The sequence below is a fragment of the Streptomyces sp. NPDC054813 genome (assembly GCF_053611365.1).
In genome coordinates this window covers 276,055-294,114 of sequence record NZ_JBSHAF010000010.1, presented here as the reverse complement: position 1 = coordinate 294,114, position 18,060 = coordinate 276,055, and the positions used below count along the sequence as shown (strand labels likewise).

Below are 18,060 nucleotides of genomic sequence, written 5' to 3'. Positions count from 1 at the left end.
CGATGATGCACGTATTCCCCTATCTGGTCGCCGTCTGGATCTTCCTGGCGGGCTGTTACGGCCTTGCCACCAGCCGGAACCTGATCCACGCCGTCGGCTGTCTGGCCGTCGTCCAGTCGTCGACGTACGTCCTGCTGCTCGCGGTCGGCTACCGCGACGGCGGCACCGCACCCGTCTTCTCCGATCTCAGGCCCGGCACCCGGCCGCTGGTCGACCCGGTGGTGCAGGCACTCGCCCTGACCGACGTGGTCGTCGGCGCGACCGTCACCGCGCTGCTGCTCGCGCTGGTCCTGCAGATCGCCAAGCGGCACGGCACGGTCGATCCGGACGAACTGACGGAGCTGCGCGGCTGATGCACCACCTGCTGCCGCTGCTCGTGGCCGTCCCGCTGCTCGGCGCCACCCTGCTGGTGGCCGGTGGCCGCCGGCTGCACCGGGTCCTCGCGGAGAGCTTCGCCTGCGCGGTGTGCGCGGGCACCTGCGCCCTCGCGCTGTTCCTGCTGCTCAACTCCTCGCCCCCGCTGGTCGAGTGGGCCGGAGGCCGGCGGCCGGTCGGCGGGGAGAGCGTCGGGATCGTGCTGACCGGGGACGGCCCCGCGCTCGGCATGACCGCCCTCGCCTCGCTGCTGACCCTGGCCGCGCTGGTCTATTCCTGGCATTACTTCGCGGAGCCGCCGCGCCGGCACGCGGGCTCCTTCCCGGCGCTGATGCTGGTCTTCCAGGCCGGGATGTGCGGCTTCGCGCTCGCGGGCGACCTGTTCAACGCGTTCGTCTTCTTCGAGCTGATGAGCGTCGTCGCCTACGCGCTGACCGGCTACCGCATCGACGAGGCGAAGGCGGTGCAGGGGGCCCTGACCTTCGGCGTGGTCAACTCCCTCGGCGCGTACGCCATGCTGACGGGTATCGCCCTCCTGTACGCCCGCACCGGCGAACTGGGCATGGCGAAGATCGGTCGCGGCCTGGACGCGCACGGCCGCCCGGACGCGCTGGTCCTGGCCGCCTTCGTGCTGGTGCTCACCGCACTGCTGGTCAAGGCGGCCGCCGTGCCCTTCCACTTCTGGCTCCCGGACGCCCACGCCGTCGCCCCCACCCCGGTCTGCATGCTCCTCTCCGGAGTCATGGTCGAGCTCGGCGCCTACGGCGTATGGCGGGTGTACGGCACGGTCTTCGCCGGACCCGGCGGCATCCCGGCCGCCGACCTGGAACGGGCACTGGTCGTCCTCGGCACGCTCACGGCCTTGCTGGGCGCGTTCATGTGCTGGCACCAGCGGCACATCAAGCGGCTGCTGGCCAACTCCACGATCGCCCACACCGGGCTGTTCCTTGTCGGCCTCGGCGTCCTGACTCCGGCCGGCGACTCCGGAATCGCCCTGTACCTGCTCGGGCACGCCGGGGTGAAGGCCGCCCTCTTCGCCTGCGCGGGGATCCTCCTGGACCGCTACGGAAACGTCGACGAACGCGCGCTGCACGGCCGGGCCCGGGAACTGCGCACGGTGGGCGTCCTGTTCACCGTCGGGGCGCTGGCCCTCGCGGGGCTGCCGCCGTTCGGCACCGCGCTCGGCAAGTCGGTCGCCGAGGAGGCAGTGGGCGCTCCGCTGACCGTGCTCTACGTCGTCGTGTCGGCGGTGACGGCGGGGGCGGTGCTGCGGGTCGCCGCCCGGGTCTTCCTCGGCCTCGGGGACCGGCCGCCCAAGGGCGACGCGTACGAGACCACCGGGGCCGACGAGGAGCCCGAGACCGAGGGCCGGCTCGGGCGGATCCCGGTCACGATGACCGCCGTCCCCGCTGTGCTGCTGGCCGGTGCCCTGGCCATGGGCCTCGCCCCCGGCTTCCCGGCGGCGCTGGCCCGTGCCGTCGACAGGGGCAGGACCCCGGCCGCCGTCCACTGGACGTCCACCGGGGTCCTGCTGGGCTGCCTGTCCACCCTCCTGGCCGTCGGCCTGGCCGCCCTCGCGGTCACCCGCCCCGGCCTCCTGGCGGCCCAGGGCCGGGCGCTGCCGCTGCGCCGCCTGCAGTCCGGGCACGTCGGGGACTACGTGGCCTGGCTGCTGGTCGGCGCCGCGACGCTCGGGGCGCTGGCCCTGCCGGGTGTGCTGGGCGGCTGATCACGCGGCCCGGATCACACGGTCCGGATCAGGCGGTCCTGACCACGCGGTCCTGACCACGCGGTCCTGACCACGCGGTCCTGACCACACGGTCCTGACCACACGGTCCTGACCACACGGTGCTGATCACCCGGTCCGGATCAGCCGGTGCTGGTCCGACGGGCCTGGTTCGCCGGGTCTGGTCCGACGGGCCTGATCAGACCGTGCCGTAGGACACATGCACCTCCGTGAAGCCAAGGGAGTGTAGCAGGCCCTCCAGCATGTCGGTGGTGTTGGTCTCGGCCCGGGTGGTCAGACCGCTGGTCTTGGCCGCGTCCGAGATGTGCTTCACGGCCAGCTTCTGCACCGCCTGCTCGCTGTTGGGGTTGTCCGAGAACAGGTCGCCGAGCCGGTCCAGCAGACCGCGCTGCTTGGAGACGGCGTAGGAGTGGTCGGCGTCCAGGGTGGCCTTGCCGAGCTGCGCGTGCGGCAGCCGGATGGTGGCCTCGGTGCGGTCGTCGTTGACCGTCACGTCCTTCTCGCCGATCTTCCCGAGGTCGACATAGGAATCGACGTTGCCCGCCCCGACGTACAGGGTGCGGGTGCCGCGGATCGCGCTCGGCAGGTACTTGGCGTCCTTCTCCAGGTCCACGACGACCTGGAAGTTGCCCGAGGCGGCGTCGTAACGGCTCATGTCCTGGATGGACTTGAGCAGAGCGGGGCCCGTGTTGTCACGGGTCTCCGTGCCGAACAGGTCCTTGATGCCCGGTAGCACCGCCAGCTTGATCCCGGCGAACAGCACCACGAGCACCAGCACGAACGCGGTGAGCAGCTTCGCCCAACCGGGCATACGCCGGGGCCGGGCCTTGACCGGAGTCTCCTTCTCGGAGGTCTCCTTGCTCTCCTTGGTGGAACTCGCCATGTGACGGTCCTCCTTTCCAACGAGACGAATGCCCGCCGAACGCCTTGCCAGACCGTGTTGTTGGCCGATTGAGACAGCTGACGCAGTACTGGTACACGCTTTGGCGTGGAGTGACCTCCCGTCGGCGGGCCAGGAGCCCCGGATGACCGCAGAAAGCACTTCCCGGCCCCTTTGTCCGATGCACCGCAGGGCGTATCCCGAGTCCGGACCGCCTGCCCCCACGCCCCGCCGGCATCGTCGAGGCGTTCACCCGGCGGCTCCCCGTGGCGGTGATCCGCCGGCTGACGGGGCTGGACCACATCGACAGCGAGCGCCTCCGGCACTGGGCCGGCCACGTCCTGTCCGGGGGTGCGCACAGCGCCGAGGAAGTCGCGGGCGCCATGCGGGGGTTCGGAGCCTTCGGGACCCGACTGGTGGCGCAGCGGCGGGCCCGGCCCCGACGCCGGCCATCTGACCGACGCCGGGCAGCCCACCGTGTACCGGCGCACGATGGCCCGCTTCCTGGCCGGCTAGACCCGCGCCGCAAGCTCCGCGATCCGGCGTGCCGACGCCGAGCCCGGATCGGCCGTGACGAGGACGACCTCCTGGTCGTCCTCCGGTACCAGCAGGACGTCGCAGTTCAGCCGTAGCCGCCCCAGCTCCGGATGGTCGAGGACCTTGGTGCGATGCCCCGGGGCATGCACCGGATGGGCCGCCCAGATACGCCGGAACTCCGCACTCCCCGCCCGCAACTCCTCCAGCAGGGCGGCGAGTTGCGCGTCGTGCGGATAGCGTTCGGCGGCCCGCCGCAGCCGGGCCACGACGATGTGGCCGAATTCCCCGGCAGCGGAGCTCGCGTACATCCGGCCCCGGCCCAGGAAGCGCCGCCGCGCCAGGTTGGTCGTGCCGCGTCCCAGGTCCCCGCCGAACAGCAACTGGGCGAGCGGATTCCAGGCCACCAGGCCGTAGGAGGCGTCGGTGACGATCGCCGCGGTGTCGGGCAGCCGCTCCAGCATTCCGGCCACGTGCGGGCGCACCCGCCGGACCGCCACGGGGGCGGGCGGCGCCGCGGCCGAGCCGGCCAGCCGGAAGAGATGGCTGCGCTCGGCGGGGGCCAGCCGCAGCGCCCCGGCCAGGGCGTCCAGGACGCGCGGGGAGGGGCGGGGGCCGCGGGCCTGCTCCAGACGGGTGTAGTAGTCGACGGACATGTGGGCGAGCTCCGCGACCTCCTCACGCCGCAGGCCGGGCGTCCGGCGTGGGACGGTGCCGGGCGCGAGTCCCACCGTCTGCGGGCGCAGTCCCGCCCGGCGCTCCCGCAGGAAGCGGGCCAGTTCCTGCCTCGCCATACCGCCGCCTCCCCGGTCCGCCTGGTACAGGTGGTCCCTGGCAGGACGGACGCGGCCGGGGAACCGTGGCTGTCATGAACGATCGCACAGCACTCGTCACCGGTGCCAACAAGGGCATCGGCTTCCATACCGCCCGGCTCCTCGTGGAGGCGGGCTTCAGCGTCCACGTGGGCTCCCGGGGCATCGAGCACGGCGAGCGGGCCGTGGCGGAGATCGGCGGCGACGCGCGGCTTCTGGTTGTCGACGTCACGGATCCCGACAGCATCGAACGCGCCGCCGCCCGCCTCGACCGCCTGGACGTCCTGGTCAACAACGCCGGCGTCCAGCCCGTCACCGGGCCGCCCACCGAGACCGGCGTCGAGGACCTCAGGCGGACCTACGAGACGAACGTCTTCGGTGTCGTCGCGGTCACCAACGCCTTCCTGCCCGCGCTGCGCCGCTCCGCCCACCCGCGTGTCGTGAACGTCTCCAGCGGCACCGCGTCCCTCACCTGGAGCACCCACCCCAATCCGCAGTTCGCCCACGGCAGCCCCCGGTCCGCCGCCTACCGCTCCTCGAAGGCCGCGCTCAACGCCCTGACCGTGTTCTACGCCCAGGAGCTGGCCGGGCACGGCATCAAGGTGAACGCCCTCGCCCCGGGGCGCCGGGCCACCGACCTGGTCCCCGGGGCGGCCGACGGGGGCGGCGATCCGGCCGAGGCCGCGCGGGGCGCCGTACGGCTGGCGCTGCTGCCCGACGACGGGCCGACCGGCGGGTTCTTCTCCTGGGACGGCACACCTGTGCCGTGGTGAGAGCCCAACGGTCCGTAGCATGAGCGTGTAGCCCGTATTGATCATGCGAGGAGCGGATCGTGCGAGACATCGCCGTCTTCAGCGGCAGCGCCCATCCCGAGCTGGCCGAGGAGGTCTGCGCGCACCTCGGGGTGCCGCTCAGCCCGACACGGGTCAGCCGGTTCGCCAACGACTGTCTGGAGGTACAGCTCCAGGCGAACTGCCGGGAGCGGGACGTCTTCCTGATCCAGCCCCTGGTCCGGCCGGTGCAGGAGCACCTGGTGGAGCTGCTGCTGATGTGCGACGCGGCCCGTGGTGCCTCCGCGGGCCGCATCACCGTGGTCATGCCGCACTACTCCTACGCCCGCTCCGACAAGAAGGACGCCCCGCGCATCTCGCTCGGCGGCCGCCTCGTCGCCGACCTGCTGGTGGCCGCCGGCGCGAGCCGGGTCCTCGCCATGACCCTGCACGCCCCGCAGGTGCACGGCTTCTTCTCGGTGCCGGTCGACCATCTGCACGCCCTGCGGGAGCTGGCCGCGCACTTCCGGCGCTACGACCTGTCGCGCACCACGGTCGTCTCGCCCGACCTCGGCAACGCGAAGGAGGCCGCCGCCTTCGCCCGGCTGATCGGCGCCCAGGTGGCGGCCGGCGCCAAGCAGCGGTTCGCCGACGACCGGGTGGTCATCAGCTCCGTCATCGGCGACGTGGCCGACCGGGACGTCATCGTGCTCGACGACGAGATCGCCAAGGGCAGCACGGTGATCGAACTCCTCGAGCGGCTGCGGGAGTTGGGGCCGCCCCGCTCGATCCGGATCGCATGTACGCACGGCCTGTTCGCGGCCGGGGCGCTCAAGCGGCTGAGCGAGCAGCCCGACGTGCTGGAGATCGTGTGCACCAACACCGTGCCGGTACCCGCCGAGGAGTACACCGACAAGCTGCGGATCCTGTCCATCGCCCCGGCACTGGCGGAGGCCGTACGCCGTATTCACAACGGTGAGTCCGTGAGCGCCCTGTTCGACGAGCCGCGCAACGTCTAGACAGGAAGGAGGAGTTGTAGCGCTGACCCGCGCTCGGTGGCACCGAGGCGGACGGGAGGCCCCCAGTGGCGAAGGCCAGGTTCGAGCGGACGAAACCCCATGTGAACATCGGCACCATCGGACACATCGACCACGGCAAGACGACACTCACCGCGGCCATCACCAAGGTGCTGCACGACAAGTTCCCCGAGCTCAACCCGTTCACCCCGTTCGACCAGATCGACAAGGCGCCCGAGGAGCGGCAGCGCGGCATCACCATCTCCATCGCGCATGTCGAGTACCAGACCGAGCGCCGGCACTACGCCCACGTCGACTGCCCGGGCCACGCCGACTACATCAAGAACATGATCACCGGGGCCGCCCAGATGGACGGGGCGATCCTGGTGGTCGCGGCCACCGACGGGCCGATGCCGCAGACCAAGGAACACGTCCTGCTGGCCCGGCAGGTGGGCGTGCCGTACATCGTCGTCGCGCTCAACAAGACCGACATGGTCGACGACGAGGAGATCCTGGAACTGGTGGAGCTGGAGGTGCGCGAGCTGCTCAGCGAGTACGAGTTCCCCGGCGACGACGTCCCGGTCGTCCGGGTCTCCGCGCTCAGGGCCCTGGCAGGCGACCCCGAGTGGACCGCGGCCCTGCTCGAACTCCTCGACGCCGTCGACGAGTTCGTGCCCGAGCCGGTGCGGGAGGCGGACCGGCCGTTCCTGATGCCGATCGAGGACGTGTTCACCATCACCGGCCGGGGCACGGTCGTCACCGGCCGGATCGAACGCGGCGTACTGCGGGTCAACAGCGAGGTCGAGATCATCGGCATCCACCCGCAGAAGACCAGGACCACCGTCACCGGCGTCGAGATGTTCCGCAAGCTGCTCGACGAGGGCCGGGCCGGCGAGAACGTCGGCCTGCTGCTGCGCGGGGTCAAACGTGACGACGTCGAGCGCGGCCAGGTCGTCATCAGGCCCGGATCGGTCACCCCGCACACGGAGTTCGAGGCGCGGGCGTACATCCTCTCCAAGGACGAGGGCGGCCGGCACACCCCGTTCTTCCAGAACTACCGGCCCCAGTTCTACTTCCGCACCACCGACGTCACCGGGGTCGTCACGCTGCCGCCGGGCACCGAGATGGTGATGCCGGGCGACAACACCACCGTGCACGTCCAGCTGATCCAGCCGGTCGCGATGGAGGAGGGGCTGAAGTTCGCGATCCGTGAGGGCGGCCGGACGGTCGGCGCCGGTCAGGTGACCAGTATCCTCAAGTAGGCGTCAGGAAGCCCGGCCTGACGTGACGTCATAAGGACCCGGACGTGGCCTCCGGCCGGCCGAGGGCCGCGTCCAGCGTCGCCAGCGGCGGCAGCAGCTGCGACAGTCCCGTCACCTTCAGCACCCGCAGGGTCAGCGGGTGTGTGCACACCAGCTGGAGCTGTCCGCCGCGCTCCAGCACCCGGCCCCGCGCCCGGTACAGCAGCCGCAGCCCGGAGCAGTCGAAGAAGTCGACGGGCAGCATGTCGATCACCACCCGGGTGCTCTCCCGCCCGGTCACCCGGTCCAGATAGGGCGCCATCTCGGTCGCCGCCGCGATGTCGATCTCGCCCCGGAACTCCAGCACCGTGTATCCGCGGTCCTGGTGGATGCGCAGGTGCCGGGTGAGCGGCCCGGGATTCTGTCGGGGTTCCTGGCGCACGACGGCATCACCTCCCACCCCAGCCGGTCCAATTCCGTTCCCCGCCTTGCAAGTTACCCTCGATGGAGGGAATTTGAGCATGTTCGATTGACATATGTCTGCTGCTTCGGTGCGCCTTTTTCTGTGGCGTGCGCGACAGTCGGCGAACGGGCACGTGGGAGCGCTGCCACTCCGCTACGAAAGCGCGTGCCAGGCCTTGCCCAGCACCTGGCGGAACTGCTCCTCCTGGTGCGCGCTGAGCTCGCGGACCATCCGCTCCTCCAGCTCCCGCACCGGCCCGGCGTCCCCGGCGAGCAGCTCGCGCCCGGCGTCCGTGAGCAGGATCAGCAGCTCGCGCCGGTTGCGTGGGTTGCGTTCCCGCCGGATCAGCCCACGGCTCTCCAGCGACCGTCGGCGCGCGGCAACTGCCGCAACTGCCACGGCGGCCACCCCGCCTACTGCGCCACCTGGCTGCCGCTGAACCTGATCGGCGGCCGCCGCGCCGACGGCACCGGCACCGTCGTCCGCGACGGCGAGCCGCTCGGCGGCCACTTCTTCGGCCAGTCCCAGGCCTTCGTCCCGGTCCTGGTCCGGCTGGTCAGGGAGGGGCGCCTCCCGCTGCACCGGCTGATCAGCACCTACCCGTTCGCCGAGATCGACCGGGCGGTGCGGGACATGAGCACGGGCAAGGCGATCAAGCCCGTGCTCACCTTCTGACCTCCGGGGCCTCTGTGGCTCCTGGGGGTCAGTCCACCACCAGGACCAGCTTCCCCGTGGTCCGGCCGGTGCCGCCCAGCTCGTGCGCCTTGGCGGCATCGGCCAGCGGGAAGGTGCCCGCGACGGTGGCGCGCAGCTTCCCCTCCGCCACCAGGTCGGCGACCGCCCGCATCCCGGCCCGGTCGGCGTCCACCAGCATCCGCACCGCCCGCACCCCCAGCCGCTCGGCCTCCTCGTACAGCTCCGCGGAGCCCACCGGCAGGATCGACACCAGGATCCCGCCCGGCCTCAGCACTCGCAGCGAATCGACGGAGGTGTCACCACCGATCGTGTCGAGTACGACGTCGACGTCCCGTACCGCCTCCGTGACCTCCACGGACCGGTAGTCCACCGGCTCGTCCACGCCGATCTCGCGCAGGAAGTCGTGCTTGGCGGCGCTCGCCGTGCCGATCACGTAGGCGCCGTGCGCCTTGGCGATCTGCACCGCCACATGCCCGACCCCGCCGGCCGCCGCGTGGACCAGCACCCGCTGCCCCGGCCGTACGTCGGCGTTCTCCACCAGCGCCTGCCAGGCCGTCAGCGACACCAGCGGCAGCGCGCCAGCCTGGACGTGGTCGACCCCGGCCGGCTTCGGCACCAGGGCGCGGGCGGGGACGATCGCGTACTCGGCGTGCGTGCCGTGGCCGAACGGGTAGGACACCATGCCGAAGACGTCGTCTCCGGGCTTGAAGGCGGCGACACCGATCCCGGTCTCCTCGACCGTGCCGGAGACGTCCCAGCCGAGGACGAAGGGCGGCTTGCCCAGGAAGCCACCGGTCTCCCGGTGCTTCCAGTCGGTCGGGTTGAGCCCGGCGGCCCGCACCCGGACCAGCACCTCGTTGGCGCGCGGCTGCGGCCGCGCCACCTCGATCACCTTGAGTACCTCGGGGCCGCCGAGGACGTCCTGACTGACCACATGCATCGTGTTCACATTGCTCATGGTCACCCAGCCTGCCGGGATACGCCCGCCCGGGAAATGGCACGATGGCCAACCTTCGATGGAATCGTGCCAGCCTTGGAGGCGGCGCACCCTCGCTTGTGCCGGAAACCTCAGCGGCTCATGTGCAGGGCGACCAGCAGTTGCCAGACCTGGTCGGCCACTTCGTCGGGGCCGGCGTCCAGCAGGCCGTGCAGCCAGTCGGCCAGCACCCCGGCGAAGGTGGCGGCCACCGCCGAGGCCACCAGGGGGGCGTCCGCCGCGCCGGCCAGCTCGCGCTCGGCCAGGCTGCGGGCCCGCAGGTCCCGGTGCAGTACCCGGCCCAGCGGGCCCCCGCCGCCCGGCGCGAGCAGCTCCCGGTACAGCGCCGCATGCGGCACCAGCCCCGCGAAGAACTCCAGCAGCGCCGGTGGCGCGTGCACCGGATCGGGCCGGCCCCGCCAGGCGTGCAGCGCGTCCACGGCGTCCCGTACGACGTCCGCACAGGTGTCGACCGCCAGTGCCTCCAGGCCGTCGTAGTGGACGTAGAACGTGGCCCGGCCCACCCCGGCGCGGCGCACCAGCGCGGCCACCCCCACCTCCGCCAGCGGCCGCTCGGCGCACTCCGCGAGCAGGGCCGCCCGCAGCCGCGCCCGGGTGCGGGCGGCCCGTGGGTCCTCGACCGCAGGGCGGGGCTCGGGGCCGGTCACCGGGCGGCGAGGACGGCGGCCAGGGCGAGGGCGCCGGGCAGCGCCTGCGCGAACAGGATCCGCCGGTTGGCGGTGACCGCGCCGTACACCCCCGCGACCACCACGCACGACAGGAAGAACACCTGGGTCCGGAAGCCCGTCGGGTCGGCCGCCACCAGCCCCCATACCAGGCCGGCCGCCAGGAATCCGTTGTACAGGCCCTGGTTGGCGGCCAACGGCGCGGTCCGCCGGGCCAGTTCCGCGTCGAAGCCATGGAAGCGCATCCCCGGCCCCTTCTGCCACAGGAACATCTCCAGCACCAGGATGTACGCGTGCAGCGCGGCTATCAGGCCGACCAGCACGTTCGCCAGGATTTCCATGATCGACGGACCCTCCCACTCACTTGGACAGGTGTCCACTATAACTGGACAGATGTCCAGGAGGTGACCCGGCCGCCCAGGGTCCGGCCCAGGGGGGAACATGTCGGCAAGTCGCAGGCAGGAATGGGTATTTGTTGATTTGCTACCAACTGGCGGAGCGTGACGGAACCCTCACTTCCTCTGGCTGTCGAGGTTGATCCTTTCGGGTTCAAACCCGATAAGCTCCCTTCCGTCACGGCCAGTTGACGCACCCCACGGTGGGTCCGTTCCGCCGTGTGTACTCACGAGTGCGGCCTTCGCACACTGCCCCTGTCCACTGTTGTTCGATTGTGTTGCTTCGAAGGATGCAGATGGAACTCGCCACTCCGCCGCCGGCGGCGCGGGCCCCTGTCGCCTGGTACAGCTGGTGGCTGATGCCGCTGGCCTTAGGGGGAGGGACGGTCGCCGCCACGTTCATGAGCTCCGAGCGAATAACCGCGGCCGTCGCCGGCGCCGCGGCCACCGTCGCGAGCTCCGTGTGTGTACGGCTCCTGATCCGCTCGCAGCGTCAACTGCGCAGCGCCGAAGGGTCGTTCCGCAGCTCGCAGGCCGAGCACTCCCAGCAGTGGCAGCAGCATGTCTCGGGCCTGGAGCGCAAGTTCTCCGCCGAGCGCGCCACGCTGGAGGGCCAGCTCAACGAGCAGGCCGCGGCCTTCGAGTCCCGGCTCGGCGAGCGGACCGCCCATTACGACGCCCAACTGGCCGAACAGGCGAGGGCGTACGAGGAGCGGCTGGCCGACCAGCTGAAGTCCTCCGAGGCGCAGCTCGCCGACCAGGCCGAGGTCTGGCAGGACCAGCTCTCGCACCAGCGGGCCGCGATCTCCCGGCTCGCCGACGAGCAGCTGCCCGAGGCGCTGAAGCGGCTGCGCGACGGCGACGCCATCGACGACCTGCTGCCCGTCACCGAGCAGTGCGCCAAGGTCGGCAAGGACGTCCAGGCCGACCTGCGCCGCATCCTGCGCACCTCGCTGATCGGCGTGGAGGCGGAGTTCAACCGTTCCACCTCCGCGGAGCAGGCCGTGATCAGCATCGGCAGCCGCATCCACGTCCTGACCAGCAAGCTGCGTGGCCGGCTGCACGAGATGCAGGGCGAGCACGGCCGGCTGCCCGCCGTGGCCCGCGGTCTGATGGAGCTCGACCAGGAGCTCGGCCCCGCCGACTCGCTCGCCGGCAGCATCGGCGTGCTGGGCGGCTCGGACCGGCCCGGCCGCCAGTGGCAGGAGCCTCAGCGCCTGCTCAGCGTGGTGCGCGGCGGCATCGGCCGGATCAAGGACTTCCACCGCGTCGAGGTCCGCCATCTGCCCGAACTCGGCGTCGACGGCGGTCTGGTGGACCACCTCACGCTGATCTTCTCCCACCTGCTGGACAACGCGGCCCGCTACTCGCCGCCCACGGAGCCGGTCGTCGTCTCCGGCAAGGAGGTACCCAACGGCGTCGGCATCGAGATCCAGGACTCCGGCAAGGGCCTGAGCGAGGAGAAGAAGCGCGAGGCCGAGCACTCCCTGGCGGGCACCGAGGCCGGACCCGGTATCGGGGGCATCTCCGAGGACGCCAACATCGGCCTGCGGGTCGTCGGCATCCTCGCCCGCCGCTACGGCATCCGGGTCACCTTCGCGGACTCGCCCTGGCTCGGCACCTCGGTGGTCGTCGTGGTCCCGCACAAGTTCTTCAGCCCGCTGCCCGCTGCCGGCCCGGCCCCGGTGTCCGCGTCGGCCGCTCCGGCCACCGCGTCCCCGGTGCAGGCGCACGGCCCGGTCGCCGTCGAAACCGTCACTCAGCCGGAGTCCGGCGAGGCCCTGGACACCACCCCGGGCGGACTGCCCCGGCGGCGCAGCCGGCGCCGCGAGGAGGAGCAGCCCGAGGAGCGCACCGCCCGCATACAGGGCACCGCGTTCCCTGCTGTCCCGCCCGAGGAATCCTTCGCGGGCCTGGCCGCCTTCGCCACCGCGGGCCGTGCGCCCGTCGCGGACGAAGCGGCGGACAGCGAGGCCGAGTTGACCGGAGACGAAGACGACGCGGCACCCGCGACCCCGGCCGGCGCCGATGACGCCGCCGCCGGACGCGAGACCGCCGAGCACCGCACTGAAGAGAGCGACTAGTCCACATGACGCAACAGGGAACCGACGTGAGCTGGGCGCTCCGCGATCTGGTGGAGAGTATCCCGGAGATCCGTTTCGCCCTCGTGGCCTCCAGCGACGGCAAGGCCATCACCTCCTTCGGCGCCGAGGACCCCGACGACGTGGACCGCTTCGCGGCCGTGGTGGCGGGGCTGCAGGCCCTGGCCCAGCCGGTCGCCGAGCAGTTCCCCAAGTACGCGGGGCAGCTGCGGCTGGCGATGATCGAGGTCGACGGCGGTCACCTCTTCGTCGTACGGGCCGGTGTGGAGACGTATCTCGGGGTCCTCGCCCGCGAAGGACTCGACCAGGGGCTGCTCGGTCACCAGATGAGGGACCTGTCACGGCGGATGGGCGAGCTGCTCGGCACCTCTCCGCGGCTGGAGGAGCACTCTGGATGAGTGCTCCCCGCCGGCCCACGGATCCGTCCGGTCTCGAGCGTTATTACGTCCTCACCGGGGGACGCAGCGGACCGGGCGGGTCGGCGTCGAGCCTCGACGTGGCCACCCTCGTCGTCTCCCGCACCGCCCCCGTCCCGGGGATGCAGCACGAGTACGAGGAGATAGTCCGGCGCTGCCGTGATCCGCTGTCGGTGGCCGAACTCACCGCCCATCTCGGATTGCCCTTCAACATTCTCGCGGTGCTGTTGGCGGATCTGCTGGACGCAGGCCGTATTGAAGCCCGTGATCCCATTCCGGCGCACCACGCCGGACGCGGGCCTGACCTCGCGCTCCTCCAGGAGGTACTCAGTGGACTTGAAAGGCTTTGACCATCCCGGCGACCCCGGTGCCGGGGGGACCCGCTCGGTCAAGGTGATGATCGCCGGGGGGTTCGGCACCGGGAAGACCACCATGGTCCGCTCCGTCAGCGACATCAAGCCGCTCACCACCGAGGAGACCCTCACCCAGGCGACCGTCGGCGTCGACAACCTCATCGGCGTCGCGGACAAGGCCGAGACCACGGTCAGCCTCGACTTCGGCAAGATCAGCCTCAACGAGGGCCTGATGCTGTACCTGTTCGGCACCCCCGGACAGGAACGGTTCTGGTTCCTGTGGAACGGCCTGTTCAAGGGCGCGCTCGGTGCGATCGTCCTGGTGGACACGCGTCGGCTGGCCTCCAGCTTCCGGGCGATCGAGGAGATGGAGCGGCAGAACGTGCCCTTCGTCATCGCCCTGAACGTCTTCCCGGACTGCAAGGAACACCCCATCGAGGAGATCCGGGACGCCCTCGACATCTCCCCGCACACCCCGATCGTGGCCTGTGACGCCCGTGACCGGGCCTCCAGCCGTGACGTACTGATCGCCCTGATACGTCATTTGAAGGAACGCTCCGCCGTCGCACTGGAGCCCCGATGAACGACCAGAGCCTCGACAGCCCCGACGCCCCCCGCGGTTGCCCGGTCGCGCACGGTTCGGCCGAGCTGGCCCGGCTGTACGGGCCCGAGGCGGCGACCGACCCGCTCGGCATCTACGAGCGGCTGCGCAAGGAGCACGGCTCCGTCGCGCCGGTGCTGCTGGAGGGCGACATCCACGCCTGGCTGGTGCTGGGCTACCGGGACAGCCGGCGGGTGCTCGACAATCCCAGCCAGTTCCCCCGGGACGCGCGGACCTGGCGGGACTATCGGGAAGGACGGATCGCGGAGACCTCTGCGCTGATTCCGATGCTCGGCTGGCGTCCTGACTGCGTGTCCCAGGACGGCGAGCCGCACCGCAGGCTGCGCGGCGCCGTCAACGATGTGCTGCAGGCAGCTGTCGGCCGCGGTATCCGGCGCCACGCCACGCACTTCGCCAACAAGCTGATCGACGGGTTCGCGGACAGCGGCCGCGCCGATCTGGTGGCGGACTACGCCGACTATCTGCCGATGCTCGTGATGTCCCGCATTCTGGGGCTCGCCGAGGCGGAGGGGCGCCGGCTGGTCGAGTCCTGCGCCCAGGTGCTCAAGGGCGGCGAGGACGCCGTGATGCACGACGGCAGGATCAGGGAGATCTTCGGTGAACTCGTCGAGCGCAGGCGGTCCGAACCCGGCTCCGACCTCACCACCGACCTGCTGGCGCATCACGCGGCTCTCGATCACGACGAGGTCGTCCACCACCTGCGCGTGGTCCTGATCGCCGCGGCCGTTACGACCAACCTGCTGGCCCGGGTGCTGCGGCTGGTCCTGACCGACGCCTCCCGGCTCTCCGGGCTGATCAGCGGTCAGCTGAACATCTCGGCGGTGGTGGAGGAGGCCATGTGGAACTCCCCGCCGCTGACGGTCCTGCCGGGGCGCTTCGCCGCCAGCGATGTCGAACTGGGCGGGCACCGCATCGAGGCGGGCGACCTGCTCGTTCTCGGTCTCGCCCCAGGCAATCTGGACCCCGAGGTCCGGCCTGACCCGGGTGTCTCGGTGGAGGGCAACCATGCGCACCTGGCGTTCGGCGCGGGCCCTCACGAGTGCCCCGGGCAGAGCATCGGGCAGTCCATGATCGAGATCGCGGTGGACGTCCTGCTGCACCGGCTGCCGGGCCTGCGGCTGGCCGTGCCGGCGGATGAGCTCACCTCGACCGCCTCCACCTGGGAGTCCCGGTTGGACAGGCTGCCGGTCGACTTCCCGGTGTGAGTACGCCGCTGCCCGGTCGGAAACCCGGCCGGGCAGCGACGTCGTCTCACACGGCCGGCCGGTCGTCCGTCGAGCTTCACCCGGCTCGGCCGCGGCCGCCGGGCCCTCCTTCACCGCCGGGTACCGGCTCGAGACCGGCGGTGCGGACGGCCTCATCACCATCCACCGGGATTCTGGAACAGGCTTGAGGCGTCAGCCGTCGAGCCAGTCGCCTGTGACGCCCGTGGGACGGTACCCCGTGGCGTTCCAGATGAAATGCGGGTGGGCGCAGCCGAACATGTAGGCGAGCAGGGCGGTGTCTTCCCTCCCGGTCTGAGGGTCGTACATGGTGTAAAAGTATTCGGATCCGACTGCGCCGGCGTCTTGTTGGACCTGCCGAGCGCGGTCCGGGGACGGCGCGGCCATGGATGCCTCCACGGCGGCGATGTAGGTGCGGCGCAGGATCTCCCATGTCCTGTCGGTGTTGCCGTGCCAGGGGCCGTGCAGTGCTTCGAAGGCATGGAGTTCGGCGTCGAAGAGGGGCCATGTCCGGGGGTACTGGGCTCGGCAGCGTGCGGACAGCTCGGCGGTCCCGGTGCTCAGCGCTGGTGCCGTGGGCCGCGGGCTGATGGTGAGGGTGGTGCCGTGGGTGAGGATGCCGGTGCATGCGTTGGGCTGCAGGTCGCAGAGCGGGCACTCCTCGGCCGGGGGGAGGCCCTGGGTGATGCCGTCGAACCACAGGGCGTGGCGGCCCGTGAGCCCCAGCCAGACGATGGTGCTGGTCATCAGCCAGGTGTTCCACATCGAGGAATGCGCCTCGGGCATGCAGCCGTACTTGATGAGGGCGATGGTGCAGGCAGCGTAGAGGGCCTTGGTGTGGGTGGGTATGTCGGCGAGCCAGAAGTTGCTGATCTCGCCGGTGAGGGAGTCGACTCGTACGTCGGCCATGTCGTCGATGACGCGGCACAGCAGCAGGGAGGCGAGGTGTTCTTCCTGCCAGAGTTCGGTGTCGGGCGAGACGTGCCAGAACAGGCAGTCCAGCATCTGCAGGGCTGAGTAGGTGCTCTGGCCGAGCGGGTTGGTCTGGGGGAGCGTGACGCTGCCCGCGTGGTGCTGTTGGAGCCAGTACTCGTCGACGGACCGCTTGTGGGCTGCGTAGAGTCCGCAGACCAGGGCCCGTGCGCTGTTGGTGCTGAAACTGTCGGCCAAGCGGCCTTCGACGAGTTGGGTGACGTGCGTGGTGTCGATGGTGTCGATCACGCGTTTGTACTCGTGGAAGACGAGGATGTCGTCTTCGAAGCGGTGGCGGAGGCCAAGGTCTCGTTCAAGGTCGTTCATCTGCCGGACCACGGACCAACCACCGGTCAGGACGCTGTCGAATTCCTCGCGGTACGGCCAGGTCTTGACCGTGAGGGGACGACCGGCGCTCAGCCGCCAACTGTAGTCACCCAGCGTGCGTGCGGGGGGCGTGGGCAGCCGACGGCACAGCGGGCAGGTGCAGGCGGTTGCCGGCTCCTCCTGGCGCGGCGGGGTGAGTGCCCGGCTCCGCCAGGCCCCTTCCAGCATCGTGCAGGTCAGTCGGCAGACCTCGATATCGGTGCTGACTTGGGGGAAGGCTGCTTCGATCATGCGCAGGCTGGTGTCGAGTCGTTTCAGCCTGGCGTAGCCCTCCTCGTCGGGTGGGAGGAACGCGCGTGGCGCCAGGTGGAGGGCTCCCTCCACATGCAGCGTGGTGCCGGCGTGGGGGGATCCGAGTGCGTCCAGCCGCTGCTGAGCGGCGTTCTGGGACCTTTGGTACTGCTCCGTGCTTCCATTGATGCGTTTCAGGAAGAGGCCGGCCAGGGTGTTCCCCGCCTCCGCGGGCTGGAACTGGGCGCTTGGCTGCGCCGGGAGCAGGCTGTCGGCGGACGCCTTCTGAACAGCACCTATGCCTTGAGATGTCACACCGGTCTCCTTCAAGCTGTGGTCCTGGCAACGGAATCGAGCGACCGTGGTCGTTGGCCGGTCGTGTCCGGGAATCTTCTGTTTCTTCCGCGACGGCATCGCCGAACAGCCGGACTCACGCGACCGGCTCCGGCTCCTGCTGCGAACGACCGTGAGGGGCGTGACTGCGGCGTTGACGGCCCAGGAAGTGGAGCGGGTCGCCGACCCGCCCTTCGAGGACGAACCGGCCCGTGCCCGCCCGGTTCTCCAACGCGGCGAGCCGCTGGTCCATGGCAGATTCGCCCTCGACACCGCGGGCCTTCCATGAGCGGCCCGCCCTTGTCGAAGCGCTCTTGCTACAGGACGAGCACCCGCATCGCCGCTTCAGCGGTGTTGATCAGGAAGCACTCGCGGCCCATCGGGCGTAGCGCGACCCCTGGCTCCGAGGTGCGTGGCCGCTCCGGGAAGGTCAGATGATCCGACGCCGGTCGCCGCGAATGCCCGATCAGTGCCCGCCTTGCTTCGCCCGGGCAGGGCACCCACAGCCTGCGGCAGGTCCCACGACGTGTACTCCTCGGACCTGGCTTTGCTGTTCATCGGGTCCATGTCCCGGTAATGGCAAGGAGGTTGGGCGCGCGCGAACTCCGGATGCTCACTGACGGGGGTCTCGAAGGGCAGGTCGAAGGTGACGTCCTGAGGCATGTGTTTCCTTTCGGGCGACAGTGCGCAGAGTCCCCCCGTCCCTGCGAACGGGGGGGGGGGGGGGGGCGCCCCCCCCCGCCCCCGGGGGGGGGGGGGGGGGGTTTTTGTCTGGGGGTGGGGGGGGGGCGCGGGCCGGCTGTGAGTGTCTGAGTGGGGCGAGCGCGCGC

Annotated in this window: 18 protein-coding genes and 2 pseudogenes; 12 read left to right on the top strand and 8 right to left on the bottom strand. The window is 70.9% G+C overall.

Going from position 1 to position 18,060, the window contains the following annotated elements:
• Positions 1-2: 2 nt before the first annotated feature.
• Positions 3-353 (top strand): sodium:proton antiporter, encoded by a 351-nt coding sequence (locus ACWGJB_RS22420; RefSeq protein WP_453381884.1) that lies wholly within the window; start codon positions 3-5, stop codon positions 351-353.
• On the top strand, positions 353-2,104 hold the full coding sequence (locus ACWGJB_RS22415) for a complex I subunit 5 family protein (RefSeq protein WP_453381883.1): 1,752 nt from the start codon (positions 353-355) through the stop codon (positions 2,102-2,104). The genes ACWGJB_RS22420 and ACWGJB_RS22415 overlap by 1 nt, the downstream gene beginning before the upstream one ends.
• Positions 2,105-2,300: 196 nt before the next feature.
• Here ACWGJB_RS22415 and ACWGJB_RS22410 read toward each other — a convergent pair whose 3' ends face one another.
• Both ACWGJB_RS22410 and ACWGJB_RS22405 read right to left on the bottom strand, forming a co-directional pair.
• Positions 2,301-2,933 carry a DUF4230 domain-containing protein gene (locus ACWGJB_RS22410; RefSeq protein WP_360494031.1) on the bottom strand — a complete coding sequence of 211 codons (633 nt, stop codon included), beginning with the start codon at positions 2,931-2,933 and terminating at the stop codon, positions 2,301-2,303.
• 581 nt (positions 2,934-3,514) lie between these two features.
• A complete protein-coding gene (locus tag ACWGJB_RS22405; RefSeq protein WP_453381882.1) occupies positions 3,515-4,330 on the bottom strand; it encodes a helix-turn-helix transcriptional regulator in 816 nt (271 codons plus the stop codon).
• A gap of 74 nt (positions 4,331-4,404) precedes the next feature.
• Between ACWGJB_RS22405 and ACWGJB_RS22400 the strand changes: the two genes are divergently transcribed.
• From ACWGJB_RS22400 to tuf, 3 genes are all read left to right on the top strand, one after another.
• Complete coding sequence (locus ACWGJB_RS22400) at positions 4,405-5,121, top strand: SDR family oxidoreductase (protein WP_453381881.1); 717 nt, start codon at positions 4,405-4,407, stop codon at positions 5,119-5,121.
• Positions 5,122-5,180: 59 nt separating this feature from the next.
• A complete protein-coding gene (locus ACWGJB_RS22395; protein WP_453381880.1) occupies positions 5,181-6,137 on the top strand; it encodes a ribose-phosphate diphosphokinase in 957 nt (318 codons plus the stop codon).
• Between the two features lie 65 nt (positions 6,138-6,202).
• Positions 6,203-7,396, top strand: a complete 1,194-nt coding sequence (gene tuf / locus ACWGJB_RS22390; protein WP_453381879.1) for an elongation factor Tu — start codon at positions 6,203-6,205, stop codon at positions 7,394-7,396.
• 28 nt (positions 7,397-7,424) lie between these two features.
• Here the strand turns inward: tuf and ACWGJB_RS22385 are convergent, their stop codons facing one another.
• Both ACWGJB_RS22385 and ACWGJB_RS22380 read right to left on the bottom strand, forming a co-directional pair.
• On the bottom strand, positions 7,425-7,817 hold the full coding sequence (locus ACWGJB_RS22385) for an anti-sigma factor antagonist (protein WP_453381878.1): 393 nt from the start codon (positions 7,815-7,817) through the stop codon (positions 7,425-7,427).
• A 174-nt stretch (positions 7,818-7,991) separates the two neighbouring features.
• A pseudogene (locus ACWGJB_RS22380) lies at positions 7,992-8,213 on the bottom strand (MarR family transcriptional regulator); the annotation flags it as partial.
• Positions 8,214-8,216: 3 nt separating this feature from the next.
• On the opposite strand from ACWGJB_RS22380, the pseudogene ACWGJB_RS22375 reads away from it, so the two are divergent.
• Positions 8,217-8,363: pseudogene (locus ACWGJB_RS22375) on the top strand (NAD(P)-dependent alcohol dehydrogenase); the annotation flags it as partial.
• Between the two features lie 178 nt (positions 8,364-8,541).
• Here ACWGJB_RS22375 and ACWGJB_RS22370 read toward each other — a convergent pair.
• The 3 genes from ACWGJB_RS22370 to ACWGJB_RS22360 form a co-directional block, all read right to left on the bottom strand.
• Positions 8,542-9,492 (bottom strand): NADP-dependent oxidoreductase, encoded by a 951-nt coding sequence (locus tag ACWGJB_RS22370; RefSeq protein WP_453381877.1) that lies wholly within the window; start codon positions 9,490-9,492, stop codon positions 8,542-8,544.
• A 110-nt stretch (positions 9,493-9,602) separates the two neighbouring features.
• Positions 9,603-10,178: a TetR/AcrR family transcriptional regulator gene (locus ACWGJB_RS22365; RefSeq protein ID WP_453381876.1), complete on the bottom strand. Its 576-nt coding sequence runs from the start codon at positions 10,176-10,178 to the stop codon at positions 9,603-9,605.
• Positions 10,175-10,537, bottom strand: a complete 363-nt coding sequence (locus ACWGJB_RS22360) for a DUF1304 domain-containing protein (protein ID WP_453381875.1) — start codon at positions 10,535-10,537, stop codon at positions 10,175-10,177. The genes ACWGJB_RS22365 and ACWGJB_RS22360 overlap by 4 nt, the downstream gene beginning before the upstream one ends.
• Before the next feature lie 350 nt (positions 10,538-10,887).
• Between ACWGJB_RS22360 and ACWGJB_RS22355 the strand changes: the two genes are divergently transcribed.
• The 5 genes from ACWGJB_RS22355 to ACWGJB_RS22335 are packed head-to-tail and all read left to right on the top strand — an operon-like array spanning position 10,888 to position 15,289.
• Entirely contained in the window at positions 10,888-12,675 is a 1,788-nt protein-coding gene (locus tag ACWGJB_RS22355) for an ATP-binding protein (protein ID WP_453381874.1), read from the top strand.
• Positions 12,676-12,680: 5 nt separating this feature from the next.
• Entirely contained in the window at positions 12,681-13,091 is a 411-nt protein-coding gene (locus ACWGJB_RS22350) for a roadblock/LC7 domain-containing protein (RefSeq protein ID WP_046733906.1), read from the top strand.
• Positions 13,088-13,459, top strand: a complete 372-nt coding sequence (locus ACWGJB_RS22345) for a DUF742 domain-containing protein (protein WP_234537899.1) — start codon at positions 13,088-13,090, stop codon at positions 13,457-13,459. Before ACWGJB_RS22350 ends, ACWGJB_RS22345 begins: the two co-directional genes overlap by 4 nt.
• The gene (locus tag ACWGJB_RS22340; RefSeq protein WP_351697096.1) at positions 13,440-14,045 is read left to right on the top strand and encodes a GTP-binding protein; all 606 of its coding nucleotides are present in this window, start codon (positions 13,440-13,442) and stop codon (positions 14,043-14,045) included. The genes ACWGJB_RS22345 and ACWGJB_RS22340 overlap by 20 nt, the downstream gene beginning before the upstream one ends.
• Positions 14,042-15,289, top strand: coding sequence for a cytochrome P450 (locus tag ACWGJB_RS22335; protein WP_453381873.1), 1,248 nt, complete (start codon positions 14,042-14,044; stop codon positions 15,287-15,289). The genes ACWGJB_RS22340 and ACWGJB_RS22335 overlap by 4 nt, the downstream gene beginning before the upstream one ends.
• A 192-nt stretch (positions 15,290-15,481) precedes the next feature.
• Here ACWGJB_RS22335 and ACWGJB_RS22330 read toward each other — a convergent pair whose 3' ends face one another.
• A complete protein-coding gene (locus tag ACWGJB_RS22330) occupies positions 15,482-17,212 on the bottom strand; it encodes a hypothetical protein (RefSeq protein WP_453381872.1) in 1,731 nt (576 codons plus the stop codon).
• A 160-nt stretch (positions 17,213-17,372) separates the two neighbouring features.
• On the opposite strand from ACWGJB_RS22330, the gene ACWGJB_RS22325 reads away from it, so the two are divergent.
• Positions 17,373-17,519, top strand: coding sequence for a hypothetical protein (locus ACWGJB_RS22325; protein WP_453381871.1), 147 nt, complete (start codon positions 17,373-17,375; stop codon positions 17,517-17,519).
• The last annotated feature ends 541 nt before the right edge of the window (positions 17,520-18,060 follow it).